We start from the raw sequence: 11703 nt of genomic DNA on the forward strand, positions 1-11703 counted from the left end.
GTCCGACCGGTGCACCGCGCCGGCGGAGCTCCCGGCTCCCTGATCCTGCGCCGACCATGCGAGACCATGCCATCCGCCAACCATGATCCCCCCGCCAAGACCGAATCCAAGACCGAAGCCGACACCGGAGTCGCCGGACTCTTCCAGGCGTTCCGCATCGACCCCGGCGTTCCCGCGGCGGCCCCGCACGCGCTGGGTCCGCAGTTCTGGCACGAGGCCATCGCGCGGCGCTGGCTGTGCAACTACCTGATCTACTCCGCCGACAACCTGGAGATGGACGGCCGCCCTCAGACGGCCGCCGCGTTCCGTGCAGCCGCCGTCACCGCCGAGCGTCAGGGCGAGGTCACCATCGGCCAGGTGCGCTACCAGGTGCGGCGCACGGTCGGCTGAACGACCCGCGACCGCCCGTCCGCGCGGCCCTTCGCCAGGTTTTTCCAAACGATGGGGAACGACTCGCGGTGTTTGACCCGGACGCGGGCAGACGGCGTGTGTGGAGTTCGTGCGGGCCCCGGGCTGGCGGCAGGCCCTGGAGGTCAGGGCCGCCGAGGCCGGGGCGCTGCCGGTGGCCGGAGGCACCGATGTGATGGTGGAGGTCAACGCCGGCCGGTGCCGCCCGGAAGCGCTGCTGGACCTGAGCCCGGTCTCGGAGCTGACCGAGTGGGACACGGCGGGGGAGTGTGTACGGGTCGGCGCCGGTGTCACGTTCACCCGGCTCATCGAGGAACTGGGCGGACCGCTGCCGGGGCTGGCGCAGGCGGCGCGCACGGTGGGTTCCCGGCAGATCCGCAACCGGGGGACGCTCGGCGGCAACCTCGGCACCGCCGCCACCAAGGGCGTCTGCCATCCTCTCCTGCTGGCCTGCGCGGCGGACATCGAGGTGGCCTCGGCCGCCGCGGGACCACGGATGATCGCGGCCGAGCGGTTCTACCGGCCCGACGGGAGTACGGCGCTGCGCGCCGACGAGCTGATCCGTGCGGTGCACGTTCCCGCCGCGACCGGACCGCAGTACTTCGCCAAGGTCGGGCTCCGCAACGCCATGGTGACCGCCGTCTGCTCGTTCGCCCTGGTGCTGGACACCCGCCGGCGGCGCGTCGGCACCGGCATCGGGGCGGCGGTCCCCGCGCCGCGCTCGGCCTCGGCGGCCGAACGGTTCCTGGCCTCCGAACTCGACTGGCAGGGCCGCCGTCCCCTGCCGGACGAGACCGTCGAGCACTTCGCCCGGCTGGTCGGCCAGGCCGCCGACCCCGAGGACGACCTTCGCTGCAGCGCCGCGTACCGCCGCCACGCCTTGGGCGTCATCGCGCGCCGGACCTTGCGGTGGGCGTGGAACGACCACCGCTCCTCCTAGGTCACGGGAACCGGAACGACCCCTGCTTGGAGATGTCGACGGCATTGGCCGGGGCCTTGATCTTCTCGGCCTGGCCATAGGCGAAGTCGAGGCGGTCGCCGGGCGACTTGTCGTTGGTCACCGCGATGGGCAGGGGCTCGCCCTGGCTGGAGACCCACAGGTGGGTGCCCTTGCCGTCGGCGAGGTCATGGGCGGGCTTGCCCTCGAAGGCACGCCCGGGCCCGAACGACAGGGGCTGCCCGGTGGGCCCGAACATCGTGGTGGTCGTCAGGAGGGTTCCGAGGAGGCCCGTGTCCTTGCCCCGGATCATGGTCCACTGCTTGTTGAGCCGCTTCAGGAGACCGGCGGGCGGCTTGGGGCCGGTCCAGCCGATCCCCAGGCTCCTGGTGTAGTGCTTGTCACCGATGCTGACGAACTCCGTGTTGGTGTCGTCCTTGCTGGCCAAACGACCCTTGAGCCTGCCCTTGGAGTTCTTGCCCTGGATGCTGTAGTCGACGGTGATCCGGCCCGCCTCGGTCTTGACCTTGCCGCGGACCCGGACGTTGGGCACCTTGGCGAACGCGTCGCGTGCCTTCGCCGCGATCTGGTCGGCGGTCGGTGCCGGGGTCGCGGTGACCGTCACGGTCGCGGCCGGTTTGTCCGAACTGCACCCGCCCAAGGCCAGAGCCACGGCCAAGGCGCCGGCGGGGGCGCCCACCCGGACGGAAGTCGAGCTCGGACGAGTCGGCATAGTGATCACCTCTGCATCGGAGACGCGCGACCGCCCTGCGAGGTTCACAAACCCGTCAGGTCAGCCCTCCGGGGCCGCCTCAAGTGAGGTCGCCGGGACTTCACATCCCGTTCCGATCTGGAGGTCGTCAGTGTCGGCGTAGGAAACGGAACCCTCCGCGCCTACGTTCGGCTCTCCGACGCCATGGCCCGCTATTCCGCCGTCCTGCACAACGGAGTCAAGCTCTACCGATGAAGCCGCCCGCAACGGATACTCGGGACGTGATCCTTACGCGGCGGTTCAAGTCCGAGCGAGCGAAGGCGCTCGAACGCACGCCGCAGTGGATGGTAGGTGCACGCGACGGCGGGTGGCTGCCGGTGGAGTCGCGTTAGGTGGCCGGTCGCGGGGTCAATCGGATGCTGCGGCACTCGCGGGTGAGCCCGGGGCGGTGGAACGGAAGTCGGGTGGATACCGTCATACGCCGTGATGTGGGAGCGAAGATCATCAAGCGGGCGGCCCTTTCGTGGCGTCGCGGTTATGGGGGCGGCGCTGGTCGCGGCCCTTGCCGGTTGCGGAGGGAGTTCGGAGGGCGGCGGTCGGTCGGTGCTGCTGCGGCTTGACGGGCGTGGCGTGGGGGTCGGTGACGGGGCCGGGCCTCTGGGGTGGGCCAAGCCGAAGGTATGGGCCACCGATGCCGTGGTGGCGGTGGCCGGACGGGACGCGGTCACTGGCTACTCCAAGGATGGCGGCGCCAAGCGATGGAGCGTTCCGCTAGCCGATGTCTGCGGGTTCTCTGCCCACCACGTTGACGGACGGGTCGCCGTCATGCTCGGGGCCACCCCACGCTGCGGTCGGACGGCCGTCATCGACCTGCGTACCGGCGTCAAGGTCTGGGAGCGGACGCTGGCGCTGGGCAAGGACGTCTCCTACGTGCAGGCCCTCATCGGTGGGGGAGCGGTCGTGGCTAACTGGGCCGGGGGCGCCATGGCGTTCTCCGTCCGGGATGGCCGGCGACTGTGGAGCACTCCGCAGCGAAGCCGTGATTGCTTCTTCAGCGGCTTCGGCGGAGGGGACATGCTTTTGGCGAACCGGATTTGTCGTACGGCGTCGGGTGAACGCGCGACCGTCCAACGTCTCGACCCGCGTACCGGCCGGGCGCTGTGGAGCCACCAGCTCCAAGGCGAGGTGATGGCGTTCGCCGCGGCGCCCGTGATCGGCGTTGGCGCGAGAGGGCGCATCGCGCACCTCGCGGTGCTCGATGCGAAATCGGGGACCGAACGGGCGCGGATACCTTTGCCCACCAGCCAGGAAGTGAAATGTGACCCCTCCGATCGGATGCTCTGCAAGGGCATCGTGGTGGGAGGCGGCAGCCTCTACACCAAACCCGGCAAGGCAGGTGATGCCGGCAACGCGCCGATCGTCGCGTTCGACCTCGCGACGGGCCGCCGCAAGTGGGAGATCCCGCACAGCCGCGATGGCCTCCTGACGCCTGTCGGCTTCGAGGGCGGACGCCTCCTGGCCGTCCGGTCCGGGACCAAGCGGCGATCCGCCGGTCTCGTGGAGGTGGCCGCCGACAGCGGCCGGATCGTGGCCCGCCACGACATCAAGGGACCGCGTCACCAGATCAACGACGTCCTGCGCCAGTCCAGCTACGTCCGGTACGCCGCTGGACGGCTGCTCGTCTTCGACGATCTCGTTACCAAGCCCGGCGAAGTGGCGGTCCTGATCGTCTGACTTCGATCACGTCACCGTAGCCGCGCCAGACCGAAACTCAGCACCTCCCGACGACCCCGCCACATCGCCACGTGGCACGGGCGCCACAGCGTCGACCATGACCAGGCAGCCTCCGGACTCTCCCGGGCCGAGTAGGGCGGGCCACTCGGACCGTGGCCGGGCCTTTCAGCAGAGCGGTTTCCTACGGGCAGGCCGTTGAGATCCGTGGCTGAATTGCCGCCGCCGTTGACACTTCGTACGTCAACGGCGCGCACGCCTTACGGTTCGTCACTTGCCGCCTGAGTTGTCCGCGGTGGACAGTGCTGGCTATGAGCGAGCCGTCGAAGGCGCAGGAGTCGGTGCGAATCGCGGGTTTGCAGACCCGGGGCACGCCCGGTGACGTCCCGGCCAACCTGGCCGAACTCGACCGCGCCGCGCACGAGGCCGCCGAACGGGGCGTCCGGCTGCTCATCACGCCCGAGCTGTTCCTCACCGGCTACGACATCGGAGACGAGGTCCACCGCCTCGCCCGCCAGGACCTCTGCGCCCGCGCGGCCGAAATCGCGGCCCGCACAGGAGTCGCGATCGTCCTGGGCGCTCCCGAGTACGCGGACGGGACCTACTACAACACCGCCTTCTTTCTCGACGATCATGGTCAGCTGCGAGCCCGCTACCGCAAGACGCACCTGTTCGCCGATCTCGACCGCAAATACTTCGCACCGGGCGAGGAGCTCGTCTGCGTCGTCCGGTACGCGGGGCTGAAGATCGCGCTGCTCATCTGCTACGACGTCGAGTTCCCCGAGCCGGTACGCGCGGCCGCGGACGCCGGCGCGCAGCTGATCGCCGTGCCCACCGCGCAGATGACCCCGTTCGAGTTCGTGGCGGAGAACGTCGTCCGCACCCGCGCGTGGGAGAACCAGGTGTACGTCGCGTACATCAACCACGAGGGCAACGAACGCACGCTCAGCTATGTGGGCCGAAGCAGCATCATCGCTCCGTCCGGCGAAGTCCTCGACAGCGTCGTTCACGGCACCAAGCTCCTCATCGCCGACGTGAGCCCCGAAGCGGTCGCGCGAGCTCAGGCCGACAACCCCTATCTCACCGATCGCAGGCCCGACTTGTACGAGGAGCGCCCGTGAACTCGCCCCTGCGTGACACCACACGCCCGGCCCCGGACGAAGGCGGGCCGCAGCGGCTGTCCGGCCGCCTCGGCGTCGGCGGCATCGTGTTCATGGTGATCGCGGCCGCCGCGCCGCTGACCGTGATCGGCGGGAACGTACCGCTGGCGATCAGCTATGGCAACGGCGCGGGCGCACCGGTCGGGTTCCTCATCGCGGCGCTGGTGCTACTGGTGTTCTCGGTCGGGTTCGCGACCATGACCCCGCATGTGACGGACGCGGGCGCGTTCTACTCGTACGTCACGCGAGGGCTCGGCGGCCGGCTCGGCATGGGCACCGCGTACGTCGCCCTGATCGCCTACACCGCGATCCAGGCGGGCATGTACGGCTACTTCGGCTGGGCGATCGGCGACCTGGTGACCCACTACGGCGGCCCGAACCTGCCCTGGTGGCTGTTCGCGCTGGCCGGAGTGGGCGTGGTGGCGCTGCTGGGCTACCGGCACATCGAGCTCAGTTCCAAGGTACTGGGGGTCGCCCTGGTACTTGAGCTGTCGATCGTGCTCGCCCTGGACGCAGCGATCTTGGTACGCGGCGGCATGGAGGGCATCGGTGGCACGTCCTTCACCCCGGACGCGATCGACTCCGGACCGCTGGGCATCGCGGTGCTGTTCGCGCTCACCGGCTTCATCGGGTTCGAGGCCACCGTGGTGTTCCGGGACGAGGCCCGCGACCCCGAACGCACGATCCCGCGCGCGACCTACCTGGCGGTGCTCATCATCGGCGTGTTCTACGCGTTCTCCTGCTGGGCCCTAGTGGAGGGCGTGGGCGCGGACCGGGCGGACTCCGTGGCCACCCAGGCGCTGTCGAACGGCGGGAACATGCTTCTGGACACCACCGACACCTACCTCGGCGTGGTGCTGCGAGACGTCATGCAGGTGCTGCTGTGCTCAAGCGTGTTCGCGTGCGTGCTGTCGTTCCACAACGTCGTCGCGCGCTACCAGTTCGTGCTGGCGGGCAAGGGCTCCTTCCCGCGCCCGCTGGCCCGGGTGCACCCGCGACACCGTTCACCCGCGGTCTCCTCGGTCGTGCAGACCGGCACCGCGCTGGTGCTCGTGGTCGTGTTCACGCTGGCCGGACTGGACCCGCTGGTCGGCGTGTTCGGATCGATGGCCGGCGTGGCGACGGTCGGCATGGTCCTGCTGATGCTGCTGACATCGGTCGCGGTCGTCGCGTTCTTCGGCCGCCACGCCACCCTGCGCGCCGGCCGCCGCTGGGCAACGCTGGTCGCGCCCGCGGCGGCCGCGGTGGGTCTGACGGTGAGCCTGTGGCTGGTGGTCTCGAACTTCACGCTCGTCACCGGCGGCAGCACCGGCGTAAGCATCATCCTCGGACTCATCCCCGCAGCGGCCCTCGTAGCAGGAATCATCGTCGGCCAGCGCCCCAACCTTGATCACCAATGACGAGCCGCAGCCGCACATCACCACCCTCACCCGCCACCTGAACCCCCGCCCGACCAACCGCCGCATGCCAAGCTGCACAGCCCTCAATCCGCCTTGCCGACCACATCAGCCGCCTGCCTGCATGGCTGTCCCGGCCACCCGAACGGCTGCCCCGGACACAAACCACGCCTGCCACGAGGCGGTGAGTCACCGCCTGGCATGAGGGCGGCGAGCCGGATCCTGTGGCGGGTTCTGGTTCCGGTGCGGCACCGGCGTTCACCAGCTGATTCCGGCCGCCACCGGCAGGTGATCGCTCCCCGTGGCCGGCAGCACTCGCGAGCTTTTCGGCTCCATGCCTTTGACCAGGATCTGGTCGATCCGCGCCACCGGGAAGGACGCCGGCCAGCTGAAGCCGAAGCCGTTCCCGGCCGCGTCCTGGACCGAGCGCATCCGTGAGGTGATGCCGGCGAACGCGCGGTCGTCCACGGTGCCGTTCAGGTCGCCGAGCAGCACCACCCGCTCGTTCTTCTCGGCGGCGATGGCCTCGCCGAGCGCCTGGGCGTTTCTGTCGCGGTGGCCCGTCCCAAAGCCCGCCCTGGGGTTCACCCGTACAGAACCCAGGTGGGCCACATACACCGCCAGCGGTCCGCGGTCGGTGGCCACCGTGGTACGCAGCGCCCGAGCGTAGGCCATCTTGACGTCGATCGGCTTGGTGTCCGCCAGCGGCCCGACGTCAATCTTGGTGTCGACCGGCCGGGTGTCCGACAGCGGCAGCTTGCTCCAGAGCCCGACCGTGCCCTGCACCGTGTGATGTGGGTAGGTCGCCGCGAGTTCCTTCTCGTAGGTGCCCCGGGCCTGCTGGGTCAGCTCCTGCAGCGCCAGCACGTCCGCCCCGGAGGCGGCCAGGTCGCGGGCGGTGCCGACTGGGTCGGGGTTGTCGGCGCCGACGTTGTGGCTGGCCACGGTGAAGTCGCCGCCCGGGTGGGACTTGTCGCTGAGCAGCCCGCCGAAGAGGCTCAGCCACACCACGACCGGCAGCAGCAGCGCGGCCACCGCGGAGGTGGAACGGCGCCACAGCGCCCCGGCCAGCAGCACCGGGATGAACAGGCCGAACCACGGCAGGAACGTTTCCACCAGGCTGCCCAGGTTGCCGATGCGGTTCGGGATGTACGCGTGCAGCAGCATGACCAGGCCCAGCAGGAGCGCCAGTGCCGCGAACACCAGGCCGCGCTTCCAGGGTTCCGGCTGGGAGCCGAAAGAGATCGCCCGGCGGAAGCCCGCACGCCAGGTCCCGGAGCCGGTACCCCGGCGGGTCCCGGAGCCGGTGTCCTGGGTGTCGGCGTCGCCCTGCCCGGTCTCGATCGTGTCGACCTGCGCCATCGTCTGTCCTCGTTCACTGCCGGTCACTTCTGCATCCTCCGGTTCTGGGTGGGGTCGGCATATATACGGGGGCAACGATGGGCGTCTGGTACGCCCTTACCTCGCGGTCGTAGGAGAGCCTCAGGGAGCTCCCGCAGTGGTCAGGTGGCCTTGCCGCGAGCGATATAGAGCTTCATGTCAGTGAAGTCGAGCGTCACGTTGTAGGGCTTGTGGAAGGAGTGGAAGAAGGCGGCCGGCACGTCGAATCCGAGGGGGGCGAGCGCGGCTTTCGGGTTCGCCTCGCAGTAGATCTCCTTGGCGACGGCGTCGCCGAGGCGGATTTCCTTCGGATAACAGGGGTAGGTGACGGCTGGATGGCTCTGGGCAAATGTCTCGATCGGGCGGTCGTAGTCGGTGCGGATCTGCAACTGCTCGGCCGTTTCCCCGAACACGACCGCGGCGCTCTCGCCGCCCCTTCCTCCGAAGTTCACACCCACCACCCGTGGGCCGGAGCCGGCGATGCTGCCTCTGCTGTGCACATATTGCTCACGCGCCAGCCATAGCGGCAGGGGCTTGGCGCCCGCCCGGGCGGCGGCGGCGCGTGCGTTCCTGGCCGTTTCGGGTGTGCGGCGGCGCAGGACCAGCGAGCGGCCCGCGTAGTCGAACGTGGTCAGCAGGTGGTAGAAGAGCCACGTGCCGATCATGCCGTCGCCTTCGGCGTCGACATCGTCGCCCGACTCCGTCGACCACCAGCCCACGGGGACATTGCGCAGTTCGATGCCGCCCAGCTTGAATGAATCCAGTATCCCGTAGTGCGCCCAGACGAAGCCGTTCTCGTAATCGACCTTCTCGCTGGCGACGGGGCTCAGCCCGGCTTCCTTGGCCACCGTCGAGGTCACGCTCAGGTTCGGGGCGCCGGTGTAGAACGTGAAGCGCTTCGGCGGTCCGCCGTTGACCGAGGCCTCTACCAGAGGCATCGGATCCAATTGCTGGAACGGCACCCGCGCGACGTCGCCGTGCACCTGATACGCCTCACCGCGGATTGCCGCAAACCATTTGGTGTAGGCTTCGCTGCCGGTTGCCTGCCAGTGTGGTGCGGACAGGGAGAATTTGTCTTGCCGGATGTAGCAATCGGCCAGGAAGTAGTTGGCGTCATTGTCGTCGGGGGCCAGCCGGAGGGCCATCTTGAGATACTTCTCAGCCTCGGCGAACCTGTTGCCCAGTAGCCCGACATAGCCGCGTCGGCGGGCCGCGTGCAGATTCGTGGGATCTGTTTTGAGGATCTCCTCATACGCGCGGCCTGCCTGCTCGAACTTCCCGGCCTTGAACAGCGCGTCCGCGTCACTAACGCCGGCTCGCGCCGTGGCCGCCTTCCCCAGCAAAGGCGTGGTCGCGGCGGCACCGGCCACCACGGCGGCGCCCCGCAACAGCGAACGCCGACCCCATTCTCCGTCAGCAGCCATGGCCTTCTCCCTTGGTGATCTCGTCCACCCGCAACTTTCTAGCCAACGGACGGTCACAGCACGGTGCCCAAAGCTGTGACCCGGCTGTGACCGGACCTGTGTGGCGGCCTCCACTGAGGACGGAAGCCTGTTGTGGCGCCGTATGCGATCTCCAATACGCCCGGCCCCCGGCATGGCCGGCGAGCCTCAAGGAGCGGATGGGGCACACCTCGGTGCGGGGCAGCGTTGATCCACCAGCAAGCGGCACCAAGCGCCGTGCCCAGAGCAAGGACAACCCCCGCACACCGCGCATCATCGACGACGACCGCACATCTCCGCGAACTGGTTCCGCAAGCACCGCTGGTACCCAGCCCCTCGACGCCGCCGAGAAGCCGCCTTAACGCCCTTGAAGAGTAGATCGGCTATGCGAGATGGCTAGAGGAAAACGCAGACGAAGCGGCGCGGCGAAGTCCACGATCTCCACTCGGGTGTCTGCGAATTCCCGGGACCCAGCGAATTCCGGATCTCCCGCGCGATGTTCATGCTCCGACGGCATGGGTTCGGCGTACTGCTCGCTACACGACAGATCGTCGACCCAACTGGCTCGGCGGCGTAATCGAGACCACCCCTGCTTCTCGTCGGGAATCCATCTCGTTCAAGTCGGCCGTGTCGGACAGGGGCGCTGGATTGATCGGCTACTGGCGCTGACGGGATTTCGCCGTTGTGCGGTCGTTGGCCTGCGGGGTGGTCTGGCAGGGTTCAGCGGTCGTGTTCGAGGTGGTCGAGGAGGTCGGTCAGGTGTGTGATGAGTGAGGTGGCTTCGGTGAGCTTGCCGGCGGTGTAGCCGAGGACAGGCATCTCGGCGACTTTGGCGGCACGGACGCCGTTGGGACTGTCCTCGACGACCAGGCAGTCACGCGGGTCGGCGCCGAACGTGGCGGCGGCGTGGAGGAACAGGTCGGGCGCGGGTTTGCCGATGCCGCCGACGTCCTGGGCGCTGAAGACCGCGCCGGGTGGCAGGAGGGGGCGCAGGCCCGTCTGGCCGAGGGTGAGATCGATCCAGGCGTGGTCGGAGGAGGACGCCAGGCAGTAGGGAATTTCGCGGCGCCGTAGCTCGGCCAAGACGGTGAAGGCACCTTGGACGGCGTTCAGCCCCTGACGGAAGGCGGTGAACACCCGATCGTGGCAGCGGGCGGTGAAGTCGGCGGGAAGCGTGCCGCCGTAGCGTTCGGCTACGACCGTGTGGACAGTGCGGGCGGCGTTGCCGAGGAAGTACCGGTAGGACTCTTCCAGGGTGAAGGGGAAGCCCAGCTCTGTCAGGTAGCCCGACAGGACGCGGTGTGCGGTGGGCTCGCTGTCAACGAGGACACCGTCGTTGTCGAAGATGATCAGCTGTGGTTTCACGGGTTCTCCGTCCGGGTCAGGGCGAGGGCGATGGTGAGGAAGACCGCGCCGAGCAGGCAGGTCGCGGTCCAGCCGCCTGTCGCATAGGCGGTGGATCCGGTGGCCGCGCCGATGACGCCGCCGAGTGTGTAGGTGGTCATGTAGACCGTGGCGAGGCGGGCTCGGGCGTCTTGGATGCCGTAGACGACACGCATGTTCAACAGGTGGGTGGCGTTCACGGCGGCGTCCAGGGCCAGGAGTCCTATGAGGAGCCAAGCCAGGTGACGGCCGCCGAGCCACAGGGCGGCAAAGGACGCGACCCCGACGACCAGGACCGCCCGGGTGGGCCGAAGGTGACCTAGTCGGTCGGGGGCGGCCCGGCCGACGAGGCGGGCGGCGAGCACTCCGGCGGCGCCGGCCAGGGCTAGCAGTCCGATCCGGGCCGGTCCGTACTGGTAGGGCGGTTCGGCCAGGCGGAAGGCGACCGTCGACCAGAACACGCCGAAGGCGGCGAAGGAGCAGGCCCCGATGAGAGAGCGCCGGCGCAGCAGGCGGTGGGCGGCTCCCAGCCGGACGATGGCGAGCAGCTGGGCCCGGTAGGCAAGGGCCAGATCGGGCGGGGCGGGCGGCATGGTGCGGGTGAGCACGACGGCCAGGACCAGGGTGAGGACCGCCGCTGCCGCGAACAAGGCCCTCCACCCGGCGACCTGCGACACCAGACCGGCGACCGTACGCGACAGCAGGATGCCGGTGAGACCGCCGGTGAGCATCGTGGCCATGGGACGGCCGCGTTCCTCGGGCGCGACCAGGGTGGCGGCGTAAGGGATCAGGGTGTTCACGACAGCGGCGGCGGTGAGTCCGATGAGTCCCCCGGCGGCCAGCAGGACGCCGGCGCTGTCGGCGACGCCGGTCAGGGCGAGGGCCGTGGCGTTGACGCACAGCAGGACCGCCACGAGAGGACGACGAGGGACGATGTCGCCCAGCGGGACGATGAGGACCAGCGCGAGGGCATAGCCGAGCTGCCCGACGGCGATCAGATGGTCGACGGCGTGCGCGCCCAGGGAGCGAGAGATCTCCGGCAGGAGGGGCTGGCAGTAGTAGAGGTTCGCGATCGTCAGCCCGTAGGCCGTCGCGAGCATCCCGACGGTCGTGCGTGAGGTCGCTCGCGCAGGTTGAACCATGGTCACCCGGA

The 11703-nt window shown here is 69.3% G+C and carries 10 protein-coding genes; 5 read left to right on the forward strand and 5 right to left on the reverse strand.

Annotation, left to right across the window (positions count from 1 at the left end; genetic code table 11):
- The first annotated feature begins 66 nt into the window (after nucleotides 1–66).
- Nucleotides 67–390 (forward strand): hypothetical protein, encoded by a 324-nt coding sequence (locus ABD333_RS18540; RefSeq protein ID WP_344542464.1) that lies wholly within the window; start codon nucleotides 67–69, stop codon nucleotides 388–390.
- Nucleotides 391–490: 100 nt separating this feature from the next.
- A complete protein-coding gene (locus tag ABD333_RS18545) occupies nucleotides 491–1348 on the forward strand; it encodes an FAD binding domain-containing protein (RefSeq protein ID WP_344542466.1) in 858 nt (285 codons plus the stop codon).
- A gap of 1 nt (nucleotide 1349) precedes the next feature.
- Here ABD333_RS18545 and ABD333_RS18550 read toward each other — a convergent pair whose 3' ends face one another.
- Entirely contained in the window at nucleotides 1350–2078 is a 729-nt protein-coding gene (locus tag ABD333_RS18550; RefSeq protein ID WP_344542468.1) for a LolA-like protein, read from the reverse strand.
- Nucleotides 2079–2660: 582 nt separating this feature from the next.
- Between ABD333_RS18550 and ABD333_RS18555 the strand changes: the two genes are divergently transcribed.
- The 3 genes from ABD333_RS18555 to ABD333_RS18565 all read left to right on the forward strand — a co-directional run bounded on the left by ABD333_RS18555 (nucleotide 2661) and on the right by ABD333_RS18565 (nucleotide 6348).
- Nucleotides 2661–3791, forward strand: coding sequence for an outer membrane protein assembly factor BamB family protein (locus ABD333_RS18555; protein ID WP_344542470.1), 1131 nt, complete (start codon nucleotides 2661–2663; stop codon nucleotides 3789–3791).
- Between the two features lie 308 nt (nucleotides 3792–4099).
- Nucleotides 4100–4909, forward strand: a complete 810-nt coding sequence (locus ABD333_RS18560; RefSeq protein WP_344542472.1) for a carbon-nitrogen hydrolase family protein — start codon at nucleotides 4100–4102, stop codon at nucleotides 4907–4909.
- The gene (locus ABD333_RS18565; RefSeq protein ID WP_344542474.1) at nucleotides 4906–6348 is read left to right on the forward strand and encodes an APC family permease; all 1443 of its coding nucleotides are present in this window, start codon (nucleotides 4906–4908) and stop codon (nucleotides 6346–6348) included. Before ABD333_RS18560 ends, ABD333_RS18565 begins: the two co-directional genes overlap by 4 nt.
- A gap of 255 nt (nucleotides 6349–6603) precedes the next feature.
- On the opposite strand, the gene ABD333_RS18570 is transcribed toward ABD333_RS18565, so the two are convergent.
- The 4 genes from ABD333_RS18570 to ABD333_RS18585 form a co-directional block, all read right to left on the reverse strand.
- A complete protein-coding gene (locus tag ABD333_RS18570) occupies nucleotides 6604–7707 on the reverse strand; it encodes an endonuclease/exonuclease/phosphatase family protein (protein ID WP_344542475.1) in 1104 nt (367 codons plus the stop codon).
- 140 nt (nucleotides 7708–7847) lie between these two features.
- Nucleotides 7848–9149, reverse strand: coding sequence for a tetratricopeptide repeat protein (locus ABD333_RS18575; protein WP_344542477.1), 1302 nt, complete (start codon nucleotides 9147–9149; stop codon nucleotides 7848–7850).
- Nucleotides 9150–9887: 738 nt separating this feature from the next.
- Nucleotides 9888–10532 (reverse strand): HAD family hydrolase, encoded by a 645-nt coding sequence (locus ABD333_RS18580; protein ID WP_344542479.1) that lies wholly within the window; start codon nucleotides 10530–10532, stop codon nucleotides 9888–9890.
- Complete coding sequence (locus ABD333_RS18585) at nucleotides 10529–11650, reverse strand: MFS transporter (protein WP_344542481.1); 1122 nt, start codon at nucleotides 11648–11650, stop codon at nucleotides 10529–10531. Before ABD333_RS18585 ends, ABD333_RS18580 begins: the two co-directional genes overlap by 4 nt.
- Nucleotides 11651–11703 lie beyond the last annotated feature (53 nt).

The organism is Actinomadura fulvescens (assembly GCF_039533225.1).
Taxonomy (GTDB): Bacteria; Actinomycetota; Actinomycetes; order Streptosporangiales; family Streptosporangiaceae; genus Spirillospora; species Spirillospora fulvescens.